We start from the raw sequence: 25,515 nt of genomic DNA, 5'->3' as shown, positions 1-25,515 counted from the left end.
GACAGATAGCGGCAGTTCACTCCTTGCAAAACGTCTCATGCAAATGCCGCCAAACCACCTTGCCATCTGCCTGCTTCTCAAACACCACGGTCGAACGCCGGTCAGAATGCAGACCGGTTGCATCCGTCTGCTGCTCGCGATAACTCACCGTCGCGCCACCATCGTGCCAGGCAATGCCGCGCAACTCGCTGAGCTCAATTCTGAACCCGAGCTTCTTCCCGCCCGCCATCAAAAACAACTCACTCAACGCGTCGAAATCCACCACCCGGCCCAGCGGCGAGACCATGGAAAATTGCGGCGAAAAACGCGTCAGCAACCGTTCAAGCGCCGGCTCGTCCTGTTCCTCGGCCAACCATTGCTCGATGGCGACGTGAGCCTGGATCACTTCGTCAAAGTATTCGGTGTAATCAGTCATGGAAGTTGCCCCTTCAGTCCGAACCGCTTCATCAACCCCGCCTCCAGCAGCCCTTTGGGCAACACCCCCGCCAGCAACGGCAACGCCCGACTGCCATTGCCCAGACGAATCAGACGCGGTGGTTTGCTCTGCTGCACGGCCTTGAGCAACCCTGCGGCAAATTCACTGGCCGGGGTCGGGTTGTCCTGAGAGGCCTTGGCCCGTGCGCGAATGCCTTCACGCAGCGGAAACCACGGCGATTGTTCGGTAATCAGCTGCTCTGCCTCATGGCCGGCATTCTTGGCAAAGCTCGAGGCGATTGCGCCTGGCTGGACTTCCATGACCCGCACGCCAAACGGCGCCAGCTCCATGCGCAACGCATCGGTCAAGGCATGCACCGCCGCTTTCGAGGCGCAGTAGGCGCCGGCGAATGGGGTGACCAAAACCCCGGACACGCTGCCAATGTTCACCACCAGACCCTTGGCGCGGCGCAGCACCGGGAACAGGGCGCGGGTGACGCCGACGATGGCGAACACGTTGGTTTCGAATTGCCGCTGCATGGCCGGTACACCGCCGTCGAGCAACGGCCCCATGGCCCCGTAACCTGCGTTGTTGATCAGCACGTCGAGGCCGCCATGTTGCTGGTTGATGCGCTCGCTCAAGTGTTCGAGTGCTGCACCGTCGTTGACGTCCAGTTGCACGGCGGTGAAACCGGCAGCGGCCAGCGCCGCCACGTCTTCAGCCTTGCGGGCGCTGGCCCAGACGTCGTAACCGGCATTTTTGAAAACATCAGCGAGGGCGCGGCCAATGCCGCTGGAACAACCGGTAATCAACGCAACGGGCATGGCGCGGTCCTTGTGCAAAATGAAGAAGGGAATTAGTCGGAGAAACTACCTTGCAAATGCTCGGCGCGAAACACCAGTGTTTGCGGGCGATAACCAGGGCGCAGTGGCGGCAGCGGCAAACAGTCTTCCCAGTTCGCGCCGGCCTGCAGTTCGCCGGGGCCGCGATAGCGCGGTGCGGCGTATTGATTGTCGGCCAGATTAACCGTATCGCCCGGCGCATACGCGGCGACGCGCCAGCGCAGTTCGGTCAGCGGCACGTCGTTGCCGTTGTTCATTTTCAGTTGCAACGGCCGGTCCGCCGGGCAGTGGTCGGGCGCATAAGTGATGCGCAACTCAAGACGCGCCAGTTGCTTGACCTCGCGGCTGTCCATCCAGATCACCCACGTTGCCACCACACCCAACCCGATGGCCGCCGCCACGGAGACCGGCAATGCCTTGGCCGGGTAGCGCAGCAACAAAATCAGCCAGGTGATGACCAGCAGGACGCCGATGAACATGACGCAAACCTCGGGAGGGGGAGAAGGTCATCCTACCTAAGCGTGGGTGCGGTTGGCGATGGGCTTGCGAGGTAGATCGTGGGAACGAGAAATAAAAAAGCCCCCACCCAACCCGCTGCGGATAGGGAAACGCAGCGGGTCGGGCGGGGGCTTCTTGTGTTACAGATCAATCACCGCGCGATGGTTTTCACCGACACGCCGCGTTCGATCGGGGTAGAGCGACCGTAGATATCTTCAAACCGCTCGATATCGTCTTCGCCCAGGTAGCTGCCCGACTGCACTTCGATGATTTCCAGCGAGATCTTGCCCGGATTGCGCAAGCGGTGGACCGAGGCGATCGGGATGTAGGTCGACTGGTTTTCTGTGAGCAGGAACACGTTTTCGTCGCAGGTCACTTCAGCGGTGCCGCTGACCACGATCCAGTGTTCGGCGCGGTGGTGGTGCATCTGCAGTGACAGGCACGCGCCCGGTTTGACCGAGATGCGCTTGACCTGGAAGCGGCCGCCCATGTCCACCGAGTCATAAGAGCCCCACGGACGATAGACTTCGCAGTGGGTCTGGGTTTCGCTACGGCCCATATCGTTGAGGGTGTTGACCATCTGTTTCACGCCTTGGACCTTGTCCTTGTGGGCGATCATCATGGCGTCCTTGGTTTCGACGACCACGATGTTTTCCAGGCCGATCACCGACACCAGTTTGCCGTTGCCGTGGATCATGCAGTTTTTGCTGTCCTGAATGACCACATCGCCTTTGGTGACGTTGCCGTTGGCGTCTTTTTCATTCACTTCCCACAACGACGACCAGCAGCCGACATCGCTCCAGCCCGCGGTCAGCGGTACAACGCAGGCGCGCTGGGTTTTTTCCATCACCGAGTAGTCGATGGAATTGTCCGGGCAGCAAGCGAAGGTGGCGGAGTCGATGTCGACCGTGTCGGCATCCTGCTCGCTGCGTTCCAGGGTCAGCACGCAGGTGTCGTAGATGTCCGGATCGTGTTTTTTCAGCTCTTCGAGGAAACGGCTGGCACGGAACAGGAACATGCCGCTGTTCCAGAAATAACCGCCGGACTCGACGAACTCGGTGGCGCGCTTCACGTCCGGTTTTTCGACGAAGTGCGAAACGCGGCTGACACCTTCGGGCAGCAGCGAATCATTGGCCGACTTGATGTAGCCGTAGCCGGTTTCCGGTTTGGTGGCCGGTACGCCGAACAGCACCATTTCGCCGTTTTCTGCAGCGACCGTGGCCAAGGCCAGCGCACGCTGCAGGGCTTTCTGATCTTCCAGCACGTGGTCGGCTGGCAGCACCAGCATCAATTCGTCGCGACCTTCGTTGACCAGCATCAGTGCGGTCAAGGCCACGGCTGGCGCGGTGTTGCGGCCGAACGGTTCCATCAGGATGCGCTGTACGTCCAGTTTACGGGCGTCCAGCTGCTCGTTGACGATGAAACGGTGTTCCTTGTTGCAGACCACGATGGGGGTGTCCATGCCTTCGAACACCAGGCGTTCCAGGGTTTGCTGGAACAGTGTTTGTTCGCCGGTCAGGGCGAGAAATTGCTTAGGGAACTGTTTGCGCGAAAGCGGCCAAAGACGTGAGCCACTACCACCTGACAAGATCACCGGAATCATGTTGTTACTCCTTGAAAATCGTATGGGTCAGAGCTACTGCGTTCTGTCGTTTCACTCTTGTTCTTATTCCGTGTCCGGGTAGCCCTTGGGCTACCCGGCAAAATGATTAGCGCGTCGAAACCGGGCGTTTTACCCAGACTGGCGCCAGGCTGCTGCCGGTGCCAGTGACATACAGCACGGCGGCTTCACCGCGTTCCAGGGCAACCGGTTTCACGTCGCCGACTTTCTTGTCGCCATCGTATAGCGCCAGGCTGACTTTAACCGGGTTGATTTCACGCTCGCCACGGCCCTTGGCGGCCACGGTCGGGACCACTTCGGTCTTGCCGTCAGCGGTTTTCAAGGTCAGGGCCTTGTCGCTGAGGTTCTGCACGCGAACCAGGGATTTCTGCTTGTTCTTGAACGGCGGCTCTTCGATCAGTTGCGGTGCGCCGCTGGCGTTGTTGACCAGGGTGTAATAGTGGTCACCGGCCAGTTTCACCGGCAGCGTCTGGCTGCCGACTTTGGCGCTGTAGTCGCCGCCCGGCATGAAGCTGAAGTCAGTGCTGGACAGCGGCGCTACTTCGGCCAGGTTGGTGGTGCCGACGGCGGCGCTGACTTCAGCGTTACCGGCGTTGTAGACACGCACGAAGCTTGAGCCTTTCGGTGCGGTCGGGCCGTAAAGCGCGGAGTCACCACCAGCGAAAGCGTTCATGGAAAGGACGCTGAAGGTCGCTGCCAATGCAAAGGTCTTGGCGAGACGGCGAGGAGTAGTAGTGAAAGTCATGGTGTACCTCTCTTTCAGTTTTGCGCCCGGTCGGGCGTCTCGGATTTAGTGTTTGCGGCTACGTTTTGTTGGCGAACGCCGGCTTCTTTGAGCTCTGCGACCCACTGCGGGTCGGCGTCACCGATTTCGTTGTTCACAGGCAGATAACGTTCAGGAAACTCCCAGATCAGCACCTGTGGCGGGCTGTTCTTGAAAGCATCACTTTTCAGATAGCTGAGCATCGGCAGAATCGGGCCGTGGCCGTCTTCGGCGTAATTGACCACGTCGCTGTTCAGCGCTTGTTTCAGCGCGCCGACGAAGTTCCAGTTGGGGTTGGCGCTGTAGCTGGTGCCGATCAGGGCCACCGGCACTTCAGTGTTGGCGAACAGGGCGTCATCACCGGCAGGCTGGTCTTGCGCCGCAACGGTGTTGCGCTTCTGCAACGGCTCAGGCTTGGGCATCAGGTTTTCGAACAGCGGGTCCAGCGGCAGGAACAACCGCAGGTCGCCCTTGTGAGTCACCTTCTCCGCAGGTTCAGTGACGAAGTGTTGCGGCTCGCCGCTCAGCGGGTATTTGTCGGTAATGGATTTCGCCAGGGTCTCGGCAGCGATTTGTGCGCCTTCCGGGGTCCAGTGAGTGTCGGTGCGCAGGAACACTTGCTGACCGTTCAATTTGGCTTTCAGCATCGGGCCGAACAGGTCGGGAGCGAGGATCTTGTTAGCCGCCACATGAGCGTGGAAGTCCTCATAGAGGTTGGCGTGGATGCTCGAAGGCTTCACTTCACCCAGGTGTTCCGGGTACAGGCGAGTCTTGGCCGGCACGATCGCCATGACCAGTTTCACGCCCTTGGCCTTCAGTTCCTGGCGCACGCCTTCAACCAGCGCGTAGTTGCCTTGCAGGTTCAGCTCTTCGTTGACGATCGGGTTGAATTCCTCATCGCTGTACAACCACTGATCGCGGCCGAGCACGACGCCCGGACGACCTTCGTTGAACAGTTTGAAATCCAGCGCAGCCCAAAGGTTGGTGCCCAGGCGCTTGATCGGGAACTCGTCGTCGTAGTGCGTTTCCACGGCTTTGGTCCAGCGGCCGTTGAGCACCGTCGTTTCGGCAGAGGTACTGAAGCCGAGGAAACTGCGCGTGGACCACAGGCCCAGGACCAACAGCGTCACCATGAACAGGGTGATGTAGAGGATGCGTAATGAGCGGGTCATAGTCAGATCCCTCAGAACTGGAAGTAAAGGAACGGCGAGAAGCTTTGCGCCGAGAGTTTGAAAATCGAGGCGATGAACAGCACCAGTACCAGCGTGCGCATCACGTAGCGAGACCAGTCCGCAGTCCAGTAGGCCGGTTGCACAGTCGCTTCAACGCCGACGGTGTAGCCAGGTTCGTGGATGCTGCCCGGGTTGTCGCCCGGTACGGCTTTGATCATTCCAGGCGTCGCGGTGGCCGGGCCATCGGCCTCGACGTTCACAACAGGCTTGGTCTTCTCAGGCGGCAGGTTGGTGTAGAAGTCACGGATGCCGAAGAACGCCAGGGTCATGTAAGCCACCACCAGAGTCGCCACTTGCAGGCCGGTGAGGCTGGCCGCGTTGAGTTCTGACAGTGACCACTCGCCGAAGCTGAACATCGCGCCGTACATACGACCGGCGACGTGCAGGTTTTCCGAGCGGAAGATTACCCAGCCCATCACCACGAGCAGGAAGGTCAGTGCCCAGCGGATCGGGTTGATGCTGCGCGGCGAAGTGTTCAGGCCGAGGGCTTTTTCGATCGCCAGCCACATGCCGTGCCAGGCGCCCCAGACGATGTACGTGATGTTCGCGCCGTGCCACAGACCACCGAGCAGCATGGTCAGGAACAGGTTGCGATAGGTCATCAGCGTACCTTTACGGTTCCCGCCCAGCGTGATGTACAGGTAGTCACGCAACCAGGTGGACAGGCTGATGTGCCAGCGACGCCAGAACTCGGTGATCGACTGGCTGATGTACGGCTGTTTGAAGTTTTCCATGAAACGGAAACCCATCATCAAGCCCAGACCGATGGCCATGTCGCTGTAACCGGAGAAGTCGAAATACAGCTGCGCGGTGTAGGCCAGCGCGCCGAGCCAGGCGTCGCCCGTGGTCGGGTTCTGCAAGGCGAAGCAATGGTCGGCCACGACCGCCAGGGTGTCGGCGATGAAGACCTTCTTGATGAAACCCTGCATGAATCGCGTCGCACCTTCGGAGAACTTGTCGAGGGTGTGAGTACGGTTGTTGAACTGGTCGGCGAGATCGCGGAAGCGCAACACCGGACCGGCGATCAGGTGCGGGAAGATCGCCACGAAAGCGGCAAAGTCGATCAGGTTGCGGGTCGCCGGCGTGTCACCACGGTAGACGTCGATGATGTAGCTGATGGACTCGAAAATGTAGAACGAGATCCCGATCGGCAACAGCACGTGGGTCAGGATGAACGGCGACAGACCGACGGAGGTCATCATCGCGTTGATGCTGTCGACGCCGAAGTTGGCGTACTTGAAGTAGCCGAGAATGCACAGGTCGACGGCCACGCCCAGGAGCAACCAGCGTTGTGCCGGTTTGGTCCGAACGCCTGCGGCACCGACTTTGAGGCCGATCCAGTAGTTCCACAGGGTGACGGCAGCGAACAGCGCAAGGAAGTCCACACGCCACCAGGCATAGAACACGTAGCTGGCGATCAGCAGCAGCAGGTTGCGATAGCGTATTCCGCTTAAGTAGTACATGCCGAGAAAGATCGGCAAGAACAAAAACAGGAACACGTTGGATGAAAATACCATCCCGGTCTCTCCATGTTTAACCAACAGTCAAGGGCCGCAGCCCCCCCAAACCCCCCACCGAAAACCGGAGGGCATTACTCAAATCTCAAACCTGACACTGACCCCATGTAGGAGTGAGCCTGCTCGCGATGAGGGCGTGTCAGTCGACATGAATGTTGAATGTCAGACCGCAATCGCGAGCAGGCTCACTCCCACAGGGGATTGGTGTTTGGCTCTTAGGAGCCTTTTTTGCCCTTCTCGTTCGCCGGGTCGTAGACCTTGGTCAAGTCACCACCGAGGCGGAAGGTCTTGAACGGCTGCATCTCGTGTTTTTTCTCGAGCACATCCGGCGAGCATGTGTAGAGCGTGCAGAACGGTTCCAGCCAGGCGAATTTCGAGTCGACTTTCAGGTCGGTCATATCCTGTTCCTTACCGTTCTTGTTCTCGAATTCTTCCGGGTCTTTGACACCCGCGAGCACTCGATCACCCAAGCGTTTCAATGCGCCGTTGTTTTCCTGACGCAAGTCCACACCGTTGACCTGAGCGAAACTGGCGATCATCGCGAGCGGCGGCAGGGCGTAGTTGTGGTAGGCGAGGGCGCGTTGCTGGCGCTTGAGTTCGTTGGGCAGGAAACCCTGGGCATCGATTTGATTGGCGCCGACCTTGAACTCCTTCACCGACCAGTCGAACAGGTCGCGGCGGTTGGTGGCGATGGACGTTGCCATCACCGACCAGGCGGCCCAGTACGAATGGTTGTTGGTTTGTTCCAGCGGCAAGTTGTCCCAGTCGCTGACCACCTGATCGGCCATTTTGTTGAACCAGGCTTCAATCAACTGAGATTCTTGCGGGTGATTCGCCAACGGATGGGAGTCGGAGAACTTCAGGCGGATATAGGACGACGCCATGCTGCCCAGCGCCCATTTGCGCATGGACTTGCCGGTGTGGTTGAAGTCCTTGGACATTAACGCATCGGCCTTGGCCCAGGCGGTCAACCAGTTCAGCGTGCATTCGAGTTGTTCCGGACGACCGTCACGCATGAACTGCATCACGCGCTTGCTGGTGCCGCGTTCCAGTTTGGTGATGTCGGCGGTGCTGTCACGGAAGGCTTTTTCCGATGCCTCGTTCAGGGTCGAACGGGCCTTGTCGGAACCTTCGTATTTGCTGCGAAATTGCAGCGAGCCGGTGTACGGCGTCGGCATCGCATCACAGCCTTCGCTCTTGTCGCCGGTTTTGACTTTTTCAATCGGCGCGAAGTAACCCTGGGGTGGACGCAGGGGCGCGGCTGCCTGGGTGGCGCCGGCGAACATCGCCAGAGTCAGCAGGGAGGGCGCGAGTAACTTTTTCAAAGTTCGGGTTTGCATGCATGTCATAAGAGTTGCCTCATTGCCCGGCCTGAGCGGTACGCTGCCCAGTGCCAGGGAACACGTTGCGTTTGCAGATTTTCGCTTCGACTTTCTGTGGCGCGGCACCTGCTTCAGGGCCCTGGACTTCGACGGCCAGCAGATTCTGCGAGGCCCAGTCATCGTCCGTGCGCAACTCAAAGGCGAAACGCCCGTCGGTATCGGAGGTTTCCGGTTTCTCGATCTTGATGTCCTCGTGGCGACCGTTCATGTACCAGAGGGTGGCTTGCAGGGTTTTCACCGACGGATCGGCGAAGCGGATATCAACCTGGTGACTGCTGTTTTGCAGGTTCAGGTTCTTGCTGTTGACCATCAATTCGTTCTTGCCCGGTTTCAACGTGGTGCTGCCGGTCATCTGTGCATCCTTTCCTTCGCAACCGTTGTCCAGCAACGCCATCATCTGGCGGTAGATGGTTTCCTGGTCGAGGCGATAGAGCGGCGAGAATTCCCAGATCAGAATCTTCGGCGGCTTCTTCTGGAACTCTTCGCTGCCCAGGTACTGCAGCATCGAACCTTCCAGGCCACCGCCGGGGAACGCCACGTTGAGGATGTCGGCGCCGATGGCCTCTTCGAGGAAACCGGCGAAGTTGTAGTTCTTGCCACTGTGGCTGGTGCCGACCAGGGTGACTTCCGGATTGCCGGAATCACTGAACAGATCGCCATCAGCTGCTTCGCCTTTCGGCTCGGTGGTGAACTGATCCATGTACTGGATCGCGTAGCTGGTGCCACAGAGTTGACCAGCCATGTTGTGTAACGTTCCGGTCTTGCCCATGCGACCCGACTTATGGCTCTCGAATTCGCGTTTCGGCACGTCGGCAAAGGCCGGCATTTTCTTGATTTGCTCACCGACGATTTTCGCCGTGCGCTGGGCGCCATACGGCGTCCAGTGTTGGTCGCCCTGGAAGTAGAAATCGTGGGCCGGCAGGGTGTCAGGCAGCGACTCGTTGGTCAGCGGCGACAGGTCCGGCACGGTGTAGCCCATGGCGGCGAAACGCCCGAGCATGGTCTTGTAGTTCTTCAGGGCCTTGTCGAAATCGTACTTGGCCTTGTCTTCCGGATTGAGCTTGTTGCGGTTCACCAGACCACGGGTCGGCTGGTAAACGATGACCAGTTCAATACCTTTGCTCTTGAACGCATCGTGCAGTTCTTTCATGCGTTTGTAGCCGCCGGGTGTGGTGTCGAACTCGGTGCGCAAGTCTTCTTGCGTACGGAACAACCAGTCGCCTTGGGCCTGCACCAGCGTGGTGAAGTTCTGCTGGTAACGCGTGGTGTAGTTCTTCGGGTCGTTGGCTGCCGGACACAGGTTGCAGCACGGTTCGGCGCTGAAGGCAGGTGCTTTGGCTTCATCGGCACGAGCGCCGGCGCTGGCCGCGAAAATGCCGACGGTCAGGGCCGACAGGCTGAGTAATTTGATCAAGTGTGGGTGCATAAAATTATCCTCAGTCCCGCATTTCGGTCTGGCGTTCGACAGGGTCGATCAGCACGGCTTTCTGCTGGCGCACCAGCAGGTCGAGAATTTCGTCCTGGCGCTCGCCGAGAATCCCGTTGAAGCTGATACCGCTGGATTTGGTCGGGGCAAGCATGGACACGCGATACAACTCGACGCTCAGTGGCGAGTCGATGGACAGCGGGCCGCTGCCGTTGCCGGCCAGTTCGCCGCCGACCACGATCAGGGATACCTGGGCATCGAACGGGTCGAGCTTGATGTCACGGTCCGTGTCGCTCAGGTCCTTGATGTGTCCGTAGACACCGGTCAGGCCGTTGGCCATGGACAGGTTTTCGTAGAGGCGGATGTTCACGCTGTTACGAATCCGGATGCCGTGACGACGGTTGCTGATCACTTTGTTGCCCCACAGCAGGTTGTCGCCACTCTCGTAGAGGGTGATGCCGTCGGTGTGGTTCTTGTAGATCTCGTTGTAGGCGATCAGGTTGTTCACGCTGTTACGGTCGATCACCAGGCCCGACAACTTGTTGTCGTAGCTGCGGTTGTTGAAGATGAAACTGTCGTTCACTTCTCGGGAAATAATGATCCCGTGCTTCTTCTTGGTACCGAATACCGTGTTGTCGGCAATGATCAGACCGTGGGAACGGTCATGCGGGTCAATGCCATAGACGATGTTGTCTTTGTAGGTGTTGCCCTTGACCACAAAGTCGCGGGCTTCGTAGCAGTAGAAGCCGTACCACATGTCCGAGAACTCGGAGCCGACGATCCAGCCGGTCGGTTCGGGGCGCTTGAGCACCTTGGCCATGTTCGGCGTGTATTGGGAAATACTCACGCCGTAAGACTTACTGTTGGCGTAGCCGAAACTGGCGATTTTGCTGTTGGCGATGTAGGTCTCGGTGCCGCCCCAGGACAGCAGGAACGGACGGAATTCCTTCGGCGACTTGAAGGCCGCCGGGCCGTTTGCCTTCTCGCTCCAGCCAGTGATTTTGGTATCACGCACAAACAGCTGACCGTCGTTGACCAGGAACGAACCGGCCTCTTGGGACAGGCGCAATTCCTGGGTCTGCTTGTCGATTTCCAGAATGCCGTGTCTACCGACCACGATCGGCAACTTCGCCAGGAACACACCCGGCGAGGTTTCACTGAAGTACTGCTTGGGCACCTTCTTGGCCAGATCCTTGAGGTTCATGTAGCCGTCGTCGACGAAGATGGCCTGCGGGATGCCGTGCTGACGCACCACCCATTCAGACATCTTGTTGTCGCCGCCGATGAAGTCCTTCAGCGCGTCTTCCTGCATCATCCGGCGCACGCTGATTTTGCCGGCCTTGGTGCGCACGATTTTCGCGGCGATGGCTTCGGCGGTGTAGCCGGAGGTGTCCGGCAGTTTCGGTTTGGCCAGCTCCAGCGGCGCAGTCGGTGCGCTGCTGACGGTGTAGGTCCTGGCCTGTTGCAACCCCTTGGCAATGGTCGCCGGCTGGCCTTTGTGAACGGGCGAGGCCGGCTCCACAGTGGCGAAGACTGCCGTGCTGGCCAGCAACATCGCGCCGGCCAGCAAGGTTATCGAGCCTCTCTTCGGACTGTTCATGTCAGGAACTCCCTTAGCGGTTCGCATCAGAAGCGCCAGATCACGTCGACAAACGCGCGGTGCATGTACGAGTCGACGCCTTTGCCGTACGCATCACCGGGCTTGAACACGCCGCCACGCAAACGCACCAGGGCCGAAGGCTCATCGATCGATTGGCTCAAGGCTGCGGGCAGCAGGCCTTGCTTGAAGTACTTGGTGACGACCACGTCCATTTCCTGGCCGAGGTCCTTGCTACCGTCTTCTAGCGGCAGGGACGTGCTGGAAAGAATCGCCCCGGTGCCGTCGTCGGTATTGTTCTCGACGGCGTTGATGCCATTGCTGCCGACCGGCTTGTTGCCGTCGACGCGCCAGAACTTGTGGTAGATCACACTGGCATCGTATTCGTCGTTGAGCATCCACGAACCGAACAGAGTGGCGGACTGCATGTTTTGCATTTCGCCGCGGAAGGCCTCGCCGAAACGGTGAACACGCGAGCGCGTACCGGTGTAGTTCGAACGGTTGCTTTCCAGGCCGTTCTGTTCGTAATTGGCGCTGGCGCGGGCATACGCCGCACCGACTTGCCATTGCGGATCCAGGCGCAGACGCACGCCCAGGTCAGTGGCCCAGCCGTCGACGTCGCCGCTGGTCTTGGCTTGGGCCGGCGCGGTGCCGTCGGCGTTCAGCGGGTTGACCTTGTCGCGGTCGCCGCTCATGCCGGTGACGCTGCCCCAGTAGTTGACGGTGTTGGTGTTGCGCCAGTTGTAGGCATCGCTGTCGGCGGTAAGGCCGAGCCAGCTGATGTCGCCATTCTGTTTCTTGTCCAGGGAATCGGCGGGAACACCCGGCTGCGCGTAGTCGAGCTTGCCGTCATCGTGGGTGTGATGACCGCGAATGCCGACCCAGTTGCCCGGGGTCCACTGATACGCCGCATCGGCGAAGGCGTGCAGGCGATCCTTGTCTTTTGGGGCCAGCTCGGTGAGGTCGGTGCGGTATTCGCTGAAGCGTTCGGCGACACCGGCGTTGGCGCGCAACAGGGTGGTGTCGAAGGTCCAGTTCAGGGCTTCGATGTTGGTGTCGCGCCATTGACCGTCGTCGTTGTGCAGGCGCTGGCGACCGAGTTTGAGCATCTCGCCGGGGTAAGGCGTGAGGCCGCTGTAGCCGACCCAGAATTCACGCATCGCCAGGTAGTTTTTCTTGGTCTTGCGATCACCGCTATCGGTGGGCTGGGTGCCGTCGCTGTCGGACTGTTGCAGGGTGTCCGTCTCGATGATGTCGGTGGACGTCACGGCCTGACCCATGGCGTAGGCGCTCCACGCGCCGCTCTCGCCATAGACCCATGGACGCAAGTCGAGGCCGACGCCGTTGACGTCGCCGCCGCTCTGCGTACCCAGGTCGGTATCACCTTCGGACTGAGCCGTGACTTTCACGTCCAGGCCGTAGTTTTTGGTTTCAGTCAGCGCCGCGAGGGTCGGGCACGACCACAACAGGGCGAATGTCAGGCCAATACCGGCCTGCACGAATGGATTCAACTTCATAGGGATTCCTCGCCGTCTTCTTCTTCCAGGGCATGCAGTTCCAGCGTGTTCTGACTCAAGGCACCACGAACGGCCTGTTCTTGTTTCAACAGGCGTTGGGCCTCGGCGAGCTGGGCAGGCGGCAGTTGGGCTTCAAGTGTTTGTGCAAGCTCGGTGGCTTGCGGGGTGTTCTGGGCTTTGGCCAATTGGCTGAAGACATAAGCGTTAAGCGGGTCGGGCCGGGTGCCCTTGCCTTGGGAGAACAGTTGGGCAATGGCGAAGTCGGCGCTGTTCTGGCCGTTACGCGCAGCCTTGAGCAGGTGGTCCAGCGCTTTCTGCGAATAGACCTTGCCCAGGTAACCGCGACGGTAGATCTGGCCGAGGTAGTAATCGGCGGCCACTTCTCTGTCGACGGCTTTCTTGAAGTGTTCTTCGGCGACCTTCGCGTCGGCCGGCACCATTTTGCCTTCGTAGTAGAGCTTGCCCAGCAACAGTTCGGCGCGCGGCTGGTCGGCGGCGCGGCCGTTGTCCAGGTACTTCATCATCATGTCTACGTCACCCAGTTCCGGGAAGTCGTAGAGCAGTTGCGCCAGGCTGACCCAGGAAGCGGGGTAGCCGGGTGCGATGCCTTCGAGCAGCGACTGGGCGGTCTTCTCGTCGGTCGTGCCCAAGGTTGCATCGCCCAGTACGCGGGCCACGCTGTCCACCCGCTGGGCGGAAACCGTGCCGCGAGCCTGAGCGGCTTGCATTTGCTTGATCAGCTCGGCCTGTTTCTCTGGCTGGGCTTTTTTCTGATAGACCGTGGCCAGTTCGACGTAGCAGATGTCGGTGGTGTTCAACGCGGCTTTGCAGATCGTTTCCACTTCGTCCAGGTGCTGGTCGTAAGTGCCCTGGGTGCGATAGAGCAGCACTTGGGCCAGGCCCGCTTCCGGCTTGCCTTCGGCGCGCCATTGGCTGATCTGCTGTTGCGCGTTGACGTTCGGGAAACTGTGCGGGTATTGCAGGTACAGCATCGCCAGCGGGATCAGGGTATTGCCTTCACCATTGGCCGAGGCTTTTTTCAACAGGCCTTCGGCTTCGTGCTGTTCGGCTTCGGTGGAGCCGGGTTTGGCCACCAGCAGACGACCCAGGCGAGCCTGAGCTCGCGGCGAGACGCTGGCCGCAGCGCGATAAGTCGCCTCGGCTTTCTTGATCTGCGCCGGGTCACGGCTATCGACCTGGATATCGGCGAGGCCAACCTGTGCTTCGCTGTAGCCCAGGTCTGCCAGTTGCTGGTAATTCTGCGCCGCCAGCGTGGTATCACCGCGCTTGAGGGCTTCGTTGGCCAGACGCTGGTCGGGCAGGCCGGCGCATCCGGCCAAGGCGATTGCCATGGCCAGAGTCAGCGGGACTGGCAGGATTCTGAGTGGGCTAGTCACGGGCATGTCCTCTGTTTTAACGACCGGCGGCCATGGCTTTGTCGATCAGCCAGTTCAGGTTCGGACCACGAGTGGCGTTAACTTCAACCGGGCGACCGGCGAATTTGCTGTCCAGCGGCTCGTCAGGCTTGATCTGCACGCGGATGTCGGATGACAGGTCGGCGCTTTTCAGGCTGGTGCTGCTGATGATCGTGCCGGAGCGGGTTTTGTCTTCGCCGGCGATCTGGAAGCTGACCGAGCTGCCTGGCAGCACGTCGCCGAACTGGCGATAGGAGAAGCGCGCTTCAACGTTGGCTTCGCTGTTACGCGGCACCAGTTGGAAGATCACGTCGCCCTTGCTGGCGTACTGACCGTCGGCGACCATTTGCTGCGCTACGGTGCAATCGCACGGCGACGTCAGGGTGCCGGTCATTTGCTTGCCGAACAGTTCTTCAACCTTGGCCGGTTGCAGTTGGTCTTCGTCCAGATGGCCCTTGAGTACGTCGAGCATGCTGGTGCTGAACGTCGCCAGCGGGGCGCCTTTGGCCGCAACGCCGTCGGGTTTGATCAGACTCTGCACCGTGCCGTCGCGCGGCATGGTGATGTTCATGCCCGCCACGCTGACCAGACCGGCCTGGGCGTGGCTGACGAAGTACATGCCGTACACCGACTTGAAGACGAAGCCGAATGCCGTCAGGCCGACGAGGAAAATCGCGAAGCTGAAGGTCACTGCACGCAGACGACCGAACGGGGTCATGCCGTGGCCGCCATCCTTGTTCTTGCGCGCCTTGGTGAAGTTGTCGCGTTGCAGGGTGGCCAGCACTTCACCCATGGTGACGATGTCGCCGGCCAGGTGCGAAGTGATCAGGTGGCGCAGGGTGGAAATATCCTGGGATTCGAGGTTCTGGAACTGGCAACCGGTACGACCGGTTTCGCGGTCGTGGGAGCGCACCAGTAACTCGACGTCCATGGCCAGGCCGAGGTTATCGATGACGAACTGCAGGCGAGCTTTATACACATCGCCGATCTTCAGTGGCAGCTGACCGGCGTTGAAGGCCAGGCCGCCGGCGGAAAGGTCGAGGACCCGAGCTTCTACCGGGGTCCGGTCGGGGCCGAAGAAACGCAGCTTGGCCGGGATTTTTACTCGGGCGTGTTGGCGCTGGGCTTCTGATTCATGCACTACGTTGGCGTTGACGGCGGTATTCATATGGACGATTTCCTAGTTAATTCAGGCGAGTTCGGTCAGACCATCATCAGCAGCACAGCAACAAAAATGCTGCCGGCGGAGAAGGTCATGGTCCGAGACGACCAAGTGTTGAACCAACCTTGAAAGCTGGCGAGATCACGGGTCAGGGAAGTGGGCTGGCGAGTCCAGGACTGTCGGTCGAGGCGGAAGAACACGTAGATCTTCACCAGCGCGCCGACGATCTGGTTGTAATAGAGAATCGCCGGGTAGGCCGGGCCGATCGTGTGACCGGACAAAGACAGCAGCACGGTCAGGATCAGGCGGGTAATGCCGATCCACAGCAGGTAAACCAGGATGAACGCGGCGCCATATTTGAAAGTGGCGATGAGCGCGACGGTCAGGCCCAGCAGCGACGTCCACATCGACACACGCTGGTCGAACAGCACCACCGAAGTGAACAGGCCGAGACGTTTCATCCCCAGGCCCAAGGCGCGGGAGTTCTGCCGCAGGTTGTTGCCGTACCAGCGGAACATCAATTTGCGACTGGCCTTGATGAAGCTTTTTTCCGGTGGGTGTTCCACGGTGTGAATGGCGGCGTCCGGCACATAAAACGTGTCGTAGCCCAGGCGCATCAAGCTGAACCAGCTCGACTTGTCATCACCGGTGAGGAACTTGAAGCGACCCAGGCGCCAGTGTTGCAGCGAGTCGCTTTCCACGTCGGCGATGAAGTCCGGGTTAGTCACCACAGTGGCGCGGAATACCGACATCCGTCCGGTCATGGTCAGCACGCGCTTGGACAGGGCCATCGAGCACATGTTGATGTGGCGCTGGGCGAATCGCAGTTTGTGCCACTCGCTCATGATGTAGCCGCCGCGCACTTCGCAGAACTCGTTGGTGGTCAGGCCGCCGACATTGCCGAACAGCTGGAACCACGGCACGGTCTTGAGCACGACGCCTTCGGCGAGCACGGTGTCGCCATCAATCACTGCAACCACTGCGCGATCGTCCGGCAGGTGGCGGGAGATGGCGCGGAAACCGTAGGCCAGGCCGTCACGCTTGCCGGTGCCGGGAATGCGCACGAAGTCGAGCTTGACGCGAGCCGGTGGATTCATTTTGGTCCAGAGGCTTTTCACCAGCTTCTCATCGGACATTTCCACGATGGAGCAGACCATGGTGGTCGGCAGTCCGCAGTCGATCGCTTCGCGAATCACCGAGGCGTAGACCTGGGCGGTGGTCAGCGCGTCGATACGAAAACTGGTGACCATCAGAAACACATGGGACGGATCTGCCGCTTTACCCAGCTTGCGCACTTTGCGCCGCAGGTGCGGGTAGACCACGTACAGAAACAGCATGCCGCGTAAAAAGTGCGTAGCACCCATCGAGTAGCGCCAGATACCGACGATACCGATCAGGAAGATGAAGTCCTTCGACTCGGAGTCGAACGTGGACGCAGGCAACGCCATGGCGATGCCCATCAAAATACTTAAGTAAAACAGCCAACCGGCGACCTGAAGTAGGCCGTGCTTTAGCCTGTGCATAATCTGCATCCGTCTCTATCTCGGGCGAGCCTGTGGGGTGGCCCGATGGGGTTAAGGCAGGCGAAAAAGCCGGGAGGGTTTCGGGCTTTGTGAACCCCGCAAACCCTCCCGATGCCGCTTGTTACCAGCAGATGCCTTCAGTCCGGCCACTCACGCTGGTGGCTTGGGACATGAAACCGACCAGGTCGATCACTTGCTTGCCGTGTGGAGCGTTCTGCGCCAGGGCGCGGAATTTCTCGTCACGGTTGCCAAGGATGATCACGTCGGAGTTGTTGATCACGTCGTCGAAGTCAGCGTTGAGCAAGGACGAGACGTGAGGGATCTTCGACTCGATGTAATCCTTGTTCGCACCGTGGACACGGGCGTATTCGACGTTGGTGTCGTAGATGCTCAGGTCGTAACCCTTGCCGATCAGCATTTCCGCCAGATCAACCAGTGGGCTTTCGCGCAGGTCGTCAGTACCGGCCTTGAAACTCAGACCCAGCAGGGCGACTTTGCGTTTGCCGTGGCTGGTGACGATGTCGAAGGCGTTCTGCACCTGGGACTCGTTACTGCGCATCAGCGAGTTGAGCAGCGGTGCTTCCACGTCCAGGGAACCGGCGCGGTAGGTCAGGGCGCGAACGTCCTTCGGCAGGCAGGAACCGCCGAACGCGAAACCAGGGCGCATGTAGTACTGGGACAGGTTCAGCGTCTTGTCCTGGCAGACCACTTCCATCACTTCGCGACCATCGACGCCGACAGCCTTGGCGATGTTGCCGATCTCGTTGGCGAAGGTCACCTTGGTGGCGTGCCACACGTTGCAGGTGTACTTGATCATCTCGGCCACAGCGATGTCCTTGCGGATGATCGGAGCGTCGAGTTCTTCGTACAGCGATTGCAGAACGTCGCCGGAAGCCTTGTCGAACTCGCCGATGACGGTCATTGGCGGCAGGTCGTAATCGGCGATCGCGGTGCTTTCACGCAGGAACTCAGGGTTCACTGCAACGCCGAAGTCGACGCCGGCTTTCTTGCCGGAGCAGTCTTCGAGGATCGGGATCACTACGTTTGCCACAGTGCCTGGCAGTACGGTGCTGCGAACCACGATGGTGTGACGGGTGGTCTTGTCACGCAGGACAAAACCGATCTCGCGGCACACGGCTTCGATGTAGTTCAATTCCAGGTCGCCGTTCTTCTTGCTCGGCGTGCCGACGCAGATCATCGACAGGTCGGTGTCACGAATCGCCTCGGCGAAGTTGGTCGTGCCGCGCAATTTGCCCGTCTCGATACCCTTCTGCAGAAGCTCGCCCAGACCCGGTTCAACGATCGGCGATTTACCGGCGTTGATCATATCGATTTTGTCTTTGGCAACATCGACGCCAACGACGTCATGGCCCCGTGCAGACAGGCAACCGGCACATACTGCGCCGACGTAACCCAAACCAAATATGCTGATGCGCATCGCAATTACCTCTGTGTTTATCAAGCCATTACATGGCCGGAGTTAATGGTGTTCAGCGGTGGTAGTGCACTCGGAAGTGCGCCTTAAAGGCGCCACAATGCCGCGTGCAGGCATATAAGTTCCGAGTGTCTAAATAAGTTCACTCAAAAGGTGCGCAACTAGGCTTTTATTGTTATGGCGTGCCCTGTTATGCAGCAGATCTTCTAATCAGAAGACATTCGTGCAAAGGTCTTGCGCGCTCAATGCCAGGCAGAAGCCCGTAAATCAAGCGGTTGGGTGCTCTGGTGAGCACGTTTATAGGGGCGCAGCCTTGGCCTTGTAGGGGATATTTGTGATGCTTAATCTCCTGTCCTTCATGTGTTGCCCAAATCAGGGATCAGTAAGCAGAAGTTAATGTGACAACTTTGCTATGTGAATCTCTGCTCTGCGTAAGTTATCTCGTACAAACTCAGAGAGAATGGTTACCGATGGTATGAGCGACGCATTTGGACATAGTTCCTGTCCACCCATCGCGAATTCTGAAATTTCTTGAAATATTGAAAAAGATGGCACTGCTTTCATAATGATAGCAACGCCTGTTTCGCCCTTGATATATAGGGGTATTGTCGGATTAGATAGTTATGTGCCACTACTGATAAAAAATTTCAGTGCCACTACTGAAAAAATTCAACAAAGTCGAGTGAAACTAAAGTTAGGAAATCGAGTGATTGATTTTTGGCGTCAGTAATATGACGAATGAGGCGGGGAATTGTTGGACGATTGAACGTGGCGCACGCCCCTTAATGAGGCGTGCGCCAAGCAAGTGTTTACTCGGGTGCGTGATCGCGCAGGAACACTAGATTGTCTGGTTTAGACTGTTCGGCGCTGTAGCGATAACCTTGTACGTCGAACTGCTTGAGGGCTTGCGGGTCGTTGATGCGCTCTTCAATGACGAAGCGACTCATCATGCCGCGGGCCTTTTTCGCGTAGAAGCTGATGATCTTGTACTGGCCGTTCTTCAGGTCCTTGAATTCGGTATTGATGATGCGCGCGTTCAGGGCGTTGCGTTTGACCGCCGAGAAGTACTCGTTGGAAGCCAGGTTCAGCAGCACGTCATCGCCTTGATCGGCCAGGGCTTCGTTCAACCATTCGCTGATCCGTGTGCCCCAGAAGGCATACAAGTCCTTGCCACGGGCATTCGCCAGTTTGGTGCACATCTCCAGTCGATACGGCTGCATCAGGTCCAGTGGGCGCAGCAGGCCGTACAGGCCGGACAACATGCGCAAGTGCTGCTGGGCGTAATCGAAATCGGCCTCGCTGAAAGTTTGAGCATTCAACCCGGTGTAGACGTCGCCCTTGAAGGCCAGCAGTGCCTGCTTGGCGTTTTCTGGAGTGAACGCGGGCGTCCAACTGCCGAAACGCGCGGCGTTGAGCCCGCCGATCTTGTCGGAGACGTGCATCAACTCGCTAATCTGCGCAGGGGCCAGCTCGCGCAATTGCAGGATCAGCTCCTGGGAATGGTCGAGGTATTGTGGCTGGGTGAAGCGCTGGGTCGCCGGCGGTGTTTCGTAATCGAGGGTCTTGGCGGGGGAAATCACCATCAGCATGAAGTCGTCTCCTTTAATCGTGGGGGCAATTCTAGGGGGTTGTTCTGGTTGACTCCAGCTATGGGTGTCATAGGTGATCGGCGGCCTCATGGAACAAGATCGCAGCCTCGCTTCGCTCGACAGCTCCTACGGTGCGCGTACATCTGTAGGAGCTGTCGAGCGAAGCGAGGCTGCGATCTTTTGATCTTCCCGCGATATAGTGCCGCGCGGGTTTTGTTATGGAGACATCCCATTGCGTATCGTTTTTCTATTCTCGGCCTGGCTGTTGAGCTTTGGTGCCATGGCGGCGGCGGGCGATGTGGCGACGCTTGATCGCAGCACCTGGCCTGAACAGCTCAACAGCCCGACCCTGTTTGATGTGGCGTCACGGGCCGAGATCCTCATGTTTTCTCGCGTCCTGTTGGCCAGCGAATCCCTGGACGAAGTGAGCCTGGCCCAGCGCCTGGGGTTGCGCACGGTCAATCTGGAATCAATCAACAACCTGCGCCAGCGCCTGTGGCAGCGGCTGCTGACCAACTACAACTACGCCCAGCAGAGCTGCGATCAGGATGCCTCCTTCTGTTTCCTGGTCGAGGACATGGACACCCTGCGCCAGCAAGCCGCCAAGTTTCAGGTCAGCGATGAGAGCTACTACATAAAGTGGGCCGAGCCGAGCCGGCTTTTCCATGCCCAGTACCTGGACGAGCAATTGCGCAAGGCAGCGCTGTTTCCGCAAACCAGCAGTGAAGTCGATCGTTTTGGCGACTATGAGCGCAACGGCGATCAGATGCATGACCGGCTGTTTTTGCTGACGTTCGACAGTGCCGCCAATACCGCGCCGGATAACACCGCCTGGGCCACGGAATACCTGCGCAAGTCGAACATGAGCGGCACATTCTTCGTCCTCGGCAAGGACATCCAGTCCCGACTGGCCGATCGCTCGGTAGCTAGCCTGCAAGCGACGTACTCGAAGCAATGCATTGGCGTGCAAGGCTGGGAATTTCGCTCCCACAGCCACTGGCAGGACTGGCAGGATTCGGTGCGACGCAGCGCCGAACTGGTCAAAAGCAAACTGCCTGAGAACTACGTGCCGTTGTTTCGGCCGCCCGATGGTCAGCGTCGTTCTGACGCCGAAGGCTTCTTCAATTCCCAGGGCTTGCAGGTGGCGCTGTGGGATATCGATGCTCAGGACGGGGCCGGCAAACTAAAAGCCAATCAGAGCGCGCAACGGGTGTTGAGCCTGATGTTGTTGTGGCGCCACGGGGTGATCAATTTCAACGTGAAGCAGGATGCGCTGAAAACGGCGATGCCCTGGCTCATCACGCAAACGGCGCAAAGCGGAATCGGCTGGGAAGACTGTCAGGACGCGTTTCGCTGAAAACGGCGAAAGGCCGTAAACATTGGGCGGTGGGCGATTTTTGGCGAGAATTCGGTGCAGGCGGACTTCCGACTTTAACGGGGTGATGGCAATCCGCCAAGTGCTATTGGTCACTCTGAAAAATAAACTTCAAAAAAACGTCAAAGTACTTTTTTCTGTCACAGGTTTTGGAGTATTACGAAGACAGACCGCCGAAACCTGCAACACAGGTGGCGTCTTCCAAGACCCAGCTATGGATGCAGTTCACTTGAGTCCCAACAGGTGAATTCGGTGGCCACTTCGAGGCGCAGCACTGTCACGGTATTGCGTCGACTGGCTCCCACAAAGGTGACCGAGTATGGATGATCACGGACGTAGTTCTTCCTCCAACCAGCCAATCCTTTATGTACTCGATACCAACGTATTGATTCACGATCCAAACGCCCTGCTTAACTTCGAAGAACACCACGTCGCCATCCCGATGACCGTGCTTGAGGAGCTCGACAAGCTCAAGAGCGGGCATCACAGCGTGGCTGCGGAATGCCGTCAGGCGATTCGCCTGATCGACAAGACCTTGGGCGATGCCAGCCCCGAAGATGTCGAACTCGGTGTGCCGATCCAGCGCGGCAAGAGTGGGCCCAAGGGTTTGCTGTCAATTTTGATGAGCAAACGTGCCGAACCGAACATCATTCTGCCCGAGCACCTGAACGACAACATCATCATCAACCAGTTGATCGACCTGCACGCGCGCGAACCAAAACTGCCCGTGGTGCTGGTCACCAAAGACATCAACATGCGCCTCAAGGCCCGGGCTTGCGGGATTGCGGCCGAGGACTACAGCACCGACCAACTGGTTGACGACGTGTCGCTGCTGCCCAACGGTTATCACAACATGACCGGCTCCTTCTGGGACCGTGTGAGGAATGTCGACACCCGTCAGGATCATGGTCGCACCTGGCACCAAGTGCAGTTGATCGACAACCTGCCGGCGGTGCACGTCAACGAGTTCATTATTGATGAACAGGGCTTTGTCGGCTGGATCAAGGAGATCGATGAAGACAAGCTGCTGATTCTCGACCTGCATCAGGAACCCCTGTTGCACCAGGAAGCCTGGGGCCTGAAACCGCGTGACATCTATCAAAGCCTGGCGCTGTACGCCTTGCTCGACCCGGATATCCACCTGGTCAACCTGACCGGGGCAGCGGGTTCCGGTAAAACCATCCTCGCACTGGCGGCAGCGATCGAGCAGACCATGGTCAGCAAACGCTATCGCCGGATCATCGCGACCCGTAGCGTGCAGGGCCTGGACCAGGAGATCGGTTTCCTGCCCGGCACCGAAGCGGAAAAAATGGAGCCTTGGCTGGGCGCCATCACCGACAACCTCGAAGCCTTGCACATGGATGACGAAAACACCCATGGCAGTGTCGATTACATCCTCAGCAAAGTGCCGTTGCAGTTCAAATCCCTCAACTACATTCGAGGCCGCAGCTTCCAGCAGAGTCTGATCCTGATCGATGAGTGCCAGAACCTCACGCCGCACCAGATGAAAACCATCATCACCCGTGCCGGCGCCGGTTCCAAAGTGGTGTGCCTGGGCAACCTGGCACAGATCGACACCCCTTACCTGTCCGCGACCAGTTCCGGGCTGACGTACCTGACTGAACGCTTCAAGGATTTCCCCAACGGTGTGCACATCACCCTGCAAGGGGTGCCTCGTTCGATTCTGGCCGAATACGCCGAATCTCATTTGTAATCCCTCACCAAAACCGGGCGGCCTTCGGGTCGCCCGGTTTTTTATGCCCGACACAAAACACTTGTGGGAACGTGGCTTGCCCGCGATTGCATCACCGCGGTGTACCTGTTTAACCGCGGCGCCTGCATCGCGGGCAAGCCACGCTCCCACAGGATTCAAGGTGATTTTGTAATCGTGCGTGCGGAATTTTGACCCACAGGTTTACAATCGGGGCTCCTGATCAGGAGTATCCCTGTGCTGACTCATCTCGATTCCCAAGGTCGCGCCAATATGGTCGACGTCACTGAAAAAGCCGTGACGTTCCGTGAAGCAACGGCCCAAGCCCTCGTGCGCATGCTGCCCGAAACCCTGCAGATGATCGTCAGCGGCGGTCACCCCAAGGGTGATGTGTTCGCCGTGGCGCGTATCGCCGGCATTCAGGCCGCGAAGAAAACCAGCGATCTGATCCCTCTGTGCCATCCGCTGCTGCTTACCGGCGTCAAGGTCGAACTCAATGCCGAAGGCGACGACACCGTGCGCATCGTGGCGCGCTGCAAGTTGTCCGGACAAACCGGCGTGGAGATGGAAGCCCTGACCGCCGCCAGCGTCGCGGCGCTGACTATCTACGACATGTGCAAAGCAGTGGATCGCGGCATGACAATTGAAAGCGTGCGCCTGCTGGAGAAGCTCGGCGGCAAGAGCGGCCATTTCCAGGCGGATCAGCCATGAACGTCACCGTGAGGTTTTTTGCCCGTTACCGTGAGGCGCTCGGTGTGGACTCGGTGAAGGTCGAAGGCAACTTCGCCACCGTTGACGATGTGCGTGCGCTGCTGGCCCAGCGTGACGGTGCCGAAGTGTTGAGCGAGCAAAACTTGATGTGCGCCCGCAACGAAGACCTGTGTCAGCTCGATGAACCGGTGAGCGATGGCGATGAAGTGGCCTTTTTTCCGACCGTGACCGGAGGCTGAGCCATGGCGATTCGCGTGCAATCCACGGCGTTCGATCCGGGGGCTGAAGTCAATGCCATGCACGCCGCCAATGTGGGCGTCGGTGCGGTGGTGAGTTTTGTCGGTTATGTTCGCGACTTCAATGACGGACTCGACGTCGCCGGGATGTTCCTTGAGCACTACCCGGGCATGACCGAAAAAGCCCTCGCCAAGATCGCCACAGAGGCCGAGCAGCGCTGGCCACTGCTCAAGCTTGAAGTGCTGCATCGCATCGGCGCTCTGGAACCGGGGGAGCCGATCGTCTTCGTCGGCGCCGCCAGCGCCCACCGACAGGCCGCGTTCGATGCCTGCGCCTTTGTCATGGACTACCTGAAAACCCGCGCACCGTTCTGGAAGAAAGAAAACACCCGTGATGGGGCGCGTTGGGTTGAAGGGCGTGACAGCGATCATGCGGCGGCGGATCGCTGGAAGCAGTAGTCTGCGATCAATTTCCCTGAATTCCCCTCCCGACCATCGGCTGCCAGAACAGCAGGCGCCCTGATTGACGATCAATACATAAAAGTCCAGTATGGAATTATAAGTACAAAAAAGCGCTTCCCCGTTTTTGCTCTTTCTTCTGTCTTGCCAAACCAACAACAACCCGCGAGAGAACGAACATGAAGAAATTCCCCCTCATCACCGGTCTGGCTCTGAGCCTGTTGGCGTGCAGCAGCCTGTTCGCCGCCGATAAAACCCTGCGCATCGGCATCGAAGCGGCTTATCCACCGTTCGCGTCCAAAACCGATAAAGGTGAGATTGTCGGGTTCGACTACGACATCGGCAATGCCCTGTGCGCGCAGATGAAGGTCAAGTGCGTTTGGGTCGAAGGTGAGTTCGACGGTCTGATTCCTTCCCTTAAAGTGAAGAAAATCGACATGGCGCTGTCGTCCATGACCATCAACGAAGACCGTAAAAAGTCGGTGGATTTCACCCACAAGTACTACTTCACCTCGTCGCGTCTGGTGATGAAGGACGGCGCAGTCGTGGATGACCAGTACGCCAGCCTCAAGGGCAAGACGGTCGGAGTGCAGCGCGCAACCACCACTGACCGTTACGCCACCGAGGTTTTCGAGCCGAAGGGTATTAACATCAAGCGTTACGGCAACAACGAAGAGATCTACATGGATCTGGCTGCCGGTCGCCTCGATGCCATTTTTGCCGACACCATCCCGCTGAATGACTTCCTGACGATGCCGCGTGGCAAGGGTTATGCCTTTGTCGGGCCGGAGCTCAAGGATCCGAAATACGTGGGAGAGGGCGCCGGGATTGCGGTGCGCAAGGGCAACACCGAGTTGGTCTCCGAGCTGAACACGGCCATCGACGGTATTCGCGCCAGCGGCGAATACGAGAAGATTTCAGAGAAGTACTTCAAATCCGATATTTACGGCGACTGATCAATCGCTTGCGGGGGCTTTCTTTTGAAAGCCCCTGCGCGGTTCCGATTTTTGAAAAATGCTTCAAAGTTAATCCCTTCTTAACCGGCTCGTCGTCTATTCCCCGATACCCCGCTGTGCGCGCCGGACTCTC

Annotated in this window: 22 protein-coding genes; 6 read left to right on the top strand and 16 right to left on the bottom strand. The window is 58.8% G+C overall.

The window, feature by feature from the left end; translation table 11 throughout:
• Positions 1-16: 16 nt before the first annotated feature.
• The 16 genes from MO767_RS06820 to yaaA form a co-directional block, all read right to left on the bottom strand.
• On the bottom strand, positions 17-415 hold the full coding sequence (locus tag MO767_RS06820) for a DUF4440 domain-containing protein (protein ID WP_282479907.1): 399 nt from the start codon (positions 413-415) through the stop codon (positions 17-19).
• A complete protein-coding gene (locus tag MO767_RS06815; protein WP_282479906.1) occupies positions 412-1,239 on the bottom strand; it encodes an SDR family oxidoreductase in 828 nt (275 codons plus the stop codon). Before MO767_RS06815 ends, MO767_RS06820 begins: the two co-directional genes overlap by 4 nt.
• Positions 1,240-1,271: 32 nt before the next feature.
• Positions 1,272-1,736: a multidrug transporter gene (locus MO767_RS06810; RefSeq protein WP_282479905.1), complete on the bottom strand. Its 465-nt coding sequence runs from the start codon at positions 1,734-1,736 to the stop codon at positions 1,272-1,274.
• A gap of 170 nt (positions 1,737-1,906) precedes the next feature.
• The gene (locus MO767_RS06805) at positions 1,907-3,358 is read right to left on the bottom strand and encodes a mannose-1-phosphate guanylyltransferase/mannose-6-phosphate isomerase (RefSeq protein WP_282479904.1); all 1,452 of its coding nucleotides are present in this window, start codon (positions 3,356-3,358) and stop codon (positions 1,907-1,909) included.
• 106 nt (positions 3,359-3,464) lie between these two features.
• The gene (locus MO767_RS06800) at positions 3,465-4,121 is read right to left on the bottom strand and encodes an alginate O-acetyltransferase AlgF (protein WP_282479903.1); all 657 of its coding nucleotides are present in this window, start codon (positions 4,119-4,121) and stop codon (positions 3,465-3,467) included.
• Positions 4,122-4,135: 14 nt separating this feature from the next.
• The gene (locus MO767_RS06795; protein WP_282479902.1) at positions 4,136-5,311 is read right to left on the bottom strand and encodes an alginate O-acetyltransferase; all 1,176 of its coding nucleotides are present in this window, start codon (positions 5,309-5,311) and stop codon (positions 4,136-4,138) included.
• Positions 5,312-5,322: 11 nt separating this feature from the next.
• Positions 5,323-6,888 carry an MBOAT family protein gene (locus MO767_RS06790; RefSeq protein ID WP_140683834.1) on the bottom strand — a complete coding sequence of 522 codons (1,566 nt, stop codon included), beginning with the start codon at positions 6,886-6,888 and terminating at the stop codon, positions 5,323-5,325.
• A 215-nt stretch (positions 6,889-7,103) separates the two neighbouring features.
• Positions 7,104-8,237, bottom strand: coding sequence for a mannuronate-specific alginate lyase (locus MO767_RS06785; protein WP_282479901.1), 1,134 nt, complete (start codon positions 8,235-8,237; stop codon positions 7,104-7,106).
• A gap of 10 nt (positions 8,238-8,247) precedes the next feature.
• Positions 8,248-9,696: an alginate O-acetyltransferase gene (locus tag MO767_RS06780; RefSeq protein WP_282479900.1), complete on the bottom strand. Its 1,449-nt coding sequence runs from the start codon at positions 9,694-9,696 to the stop codon at positions 8,248-8,250.
• Between the two features lie 10 nt (positions 9,697-9,706).
• Positions 9,707-11,296 carry a mannuronan 5-epimerase AlgG gene (algG, locus tag MO767_RS06775; RefSeq protein ID WP_282479899.1) on the bottom strand — a complete coding sequence of 530 codons (1,590 nt, stop codon included), beginning with the start codon at positions 11,294-11,296 and terminating at the stop codon, positions 9,707-9,709.
• A 26-nt stretch (positions 11,297-11,322) separates the two neighbouring features.
• Positions 11,323-12,810, bottom strand: coding sequence for an alginate export family protein (locus MO767_RS06770; protein WP_282479898.1), 1,488 nt, complete (start codon positions 12,808-12,810; stop codon positions 11,323-11,325).
• Positions 12,807-14,213 carry an alginate biosynthesis TPR repeat lipoprotein AlgK gene (gene algK / locus MO767_RS06765; RefSeq protein ID WP_282479897.1) on the bottom strand — a complete coding sequence of 469 codons (1,407 nt, stop codon included), beginning with the start codon at positions 14,211-14,213 and terminating at the stop codon, positions 12,807-12,809. The genes MO767_RS06770 and algK overlap by 4 nt, the downstream gene beginning before the upstream one ends.
• Positions 14,214-14,223: 10 nt before the next feature.
• A complete protein-coding gene (locus MO767_RS06760) occupies positions 14,224-15,393 on the bottom strand; it encodes an alginate biosynthesis protein Alg44 (protein WP_282479896.1) in 1,170 nt (389 codons plus the stop codon).
• A 35-nt stretch (positions 15,394-15,428) separates the two neighbouring features.
• Positions 15,429-16,913, bottom strand: a complete 1,485-nt coding sequence (gene alg8, locus MO767_RS06755; RefSeq protein WP_282480097.1) for a mannuronan synthase — start codon at positions 16,911-16,913, stop codon at positions 15,429-15,431.
• 118 nt (positions 16,914-17,031) lie between these two features.
• A complete protein-coding gene (locus MO767_RS06750) occupies positions 17,032-18,348 on the bottom strand; it encodes a nucleotide sugar dehydrogenase (RefSeq protein WP_149628755.1) in 1,317 nt (438 codons plus the stop codon).
• Positions 18,349-19,154: 806 nt separating this feature from the next.
• Positions 19,155-19,934, bottom strand: a complete 780-nt coding sequence (gene yaaA, locus MO767_RS06745; RefSeq protein ID WP_282479895.1) for a peroxide stress protein YaaA — start codon at positions 19,932-19,934, stop codon at positions 19,155-19,157.
• A 232-nt stretch (positions 19,935-20,166) separates the two neighbouring features.
• On the opposite strand from yaaA, the gene MO767_RS06740 reads away from it, so the two are divergent.
• The 6 genes from MO767_RS06740 (at position 20,167) to MO767_RS06715 (ending at position 25,382) form a co-directional block, all read left to right on the top strand.
• Positions 20,167-21,291 carry a polysaccharide deacetylase family protein gene (locus MO767_RS06740; RefSeq protein WP_282479894.1) on the top strand — a complete coding sequence of 375 codons (1,125 nt, stop codon included), beginning with the start codon at positions 20,167-20,169 and terminating at the stop codon, positions 21,289-21,291.
• Positions 21,292-21,628: 337 nt separating this feature from the next.
• Positions 21,629-23,023 (top strand): PhoH family protein, encoded by a 1,395-nt coding sequence (locus tag MO767_RS06735; RefSeq protein WP_282479893.1) that lies wholly within the window; start codon positions 21,629-21,631, stop codon positions 23,021-23,023.
• 234 nt (positions 23,024-23,257) lie between these two features.
• Positions 23,258-23,731 carry a cyclic pyranopterin monophosphate synthase MoaC gene (gene moaC / locus MO767_RS06730; protein WP_129438276.1) on the top strand — a complete coding sequence of 158 codons (474 nt, stop codon included), beginning with the start codon at positions 23,258-23,260 and terminating at the stop codon, positions 23,729-23,731.
• Entirely contained in the window at positions 23,728-23,970 is a 243-nt protein-coding gene (gene moaD, locus MO767_RS06725) for a molybdopterin converting factor subunit 1 (RefSeq protein WP_282479892.1), read from the top strand. The genes moaC and moaD overlap by 4 nt, the downstream gene beginning before the upstream one ends.
• A gap of 3 nt (positions 23,971-23,973) precedes the next feature.
• Complete coding sequence (gene moaE / locus MO767_RS06720) at positions 23,974-24,426, top strand: molybdopterin synthase catalytic subunit MoaE (RefSeq protein ID WP_282479891.1); 453 nt, start codon at positions 23,974-23,976, stop codon at positions 24,424-24,426.
• A 179-nt stretch (positions 24,427-24,605) separates the two neighbouring features.
• Positions 24,606-25,382, top strand: coding sequence for an ABC transporter substrate-binding protein (locus MO767_RS06715; protein WP_282479890.1), 777 nt, complete (start codon positions 24,606-24,608; stop codon positions 25,380-25,382).
• Positions 25,383-25,515 lie beyond the last annotated feature (133 nt).

Origin of the sequence: Pseudomonas sp. UYIF39, assembly GCF_029963765.1 — a bacterium.
Taxonomy (GTDB): domain Bacteria; phylum Pseudomonadota; class Gammaproteobacteria; order Pseudomonadales; family Pseudomonadaceae; genus Aquipseudomonas.
The sequence above is the reverse complement of the archived record's forward strand: the minus strand, read 5'-3'. Positions and strand labels throughout refer to the sequence as shown.

Coding starts and splice junctions, on each gene's coding strand:
- MO767_RS06820 (WP_282479907.1), bottom strand. CDS start 415: ATGACTGATTACACCGAATACTTTGACGAAGTGATCCAGGCTCACGTC.
- MO767_RS06815 (WP_282479906.1), bottom strand. CDS start 1,239: ATGCCCGTTGCGTTGATTACCGGTTGTTCCAGCGGCATTGGCCGCGCC.
- MO767_RS06810 (WP_282479905.1), bottom strand. CDS start 1,736: ATGTTCATCGGCGTCCTGCTGGTCATCACCTGGCTGATTTTGTTGCTG.
- MO767_RS06805 (WP_282479904.1), bottom strand. CDS start 3,358: ATGATTCCGGTGATCTTGTCAGGTGGTAGTGGCTCACGTCTTTGGCCG.
- MO767_RS06800 (WP_282479903.1), bottom strand. CDS start 4,121: ATGACTTTCACTACTACTCCTCGCCGTCTCGCCAAGACCTTTGCATTG.
- MO767_RS06795 (WP_282479902.1), bottom strand. CDS start 5,311: ATGACCCGCTCATTACGCATCCTCTACATCACCCTGTTCATGGTGACG.
- MO767_RS06790 (WP_140683834.1), bottom strand. CDS start 6,888: ATGGTATTTTCATCCAACGTGTTCCTGTTTTTGTTCTTGCCGATCTTT.
- MO767_RS06785 (WP_282479901.1), bottom strand. CDS start 8,237: ATGACATGCATGCAAACCCGAACTTTGAAAAAGTTACTCGCGCCCTCC.
- MO767_RS06780 (WP_282479900.1), bottom strand. CDS start 9,696: ATGCACCCACACTTGATCAAATTACTCAGCCTGTCGGCCCTGACCGTC.
- algG (WP_282479899.1), bottom strand. CDS start 11,296: ATGAACAGTCCGAAGAGAGGCTCGATAACCTTGCTGGCCGGCGCGATG.
- MO767_RS06770 (WP_282479898.1), bottom strand. CDS start 12,810: ATGAAGTTGAATCCATTCGTGCAGGCCGGTATTGGCCTGACATTCGCC.
- algK (WP_282479897.1), bottom strand. CDS start 14,213: ATGCCCGTGACTAGCCCACTCAGAATCCTGCCAGTCCCGCTGACTCTG.
- MO767_RS06760 (WP_282479896.1), bottom strand. CDS start 15,393: ATGAATACCGCCGTCAACGCCAACGTAGTGCATGAATCAGAAGCCCAG.
- MO767_RS06750 (WP_149628755.1), bottom strand. CDS start 18,348: ATGCGCATCAGCATATTTGGTTTGGGTTACGTCGGCGCAGTATGTGCC.
- yaaA (WP_282479895.1), bottom strand. CDS start 19,934: ATGCTGATGGTGATTTCCCCCGCCAAGACCCTCGATTACGAAACACCG.
- MO767_RS06735 (WP_282479893.1), top strand. CDS start 21,629: ATGGATGATCACGGACGTAGTTCTTCCTCCAACCAGCCAATCCTTTAT.
- moaD (WP_282479892.1), top strand. CDS start 23,728: ATGAACGTCACCGTGAGGTTTTTTGCCCGTTACCGTGAGGCGCTCGGT.
- moaE (WP_282479891.1), top strand. CDS start 23,974: ATGGCGATTCGCGTGCAATCCACGGCGTTCGATCCGGGGGCTGAAGTC.
- MO767_RS06715 (WP_282479890.1), top strand. CDS start 24,606: ATGAAGAAATTCCCCCTCATCACCGGTCTGGCTCTGAGCCTGTTGGCG.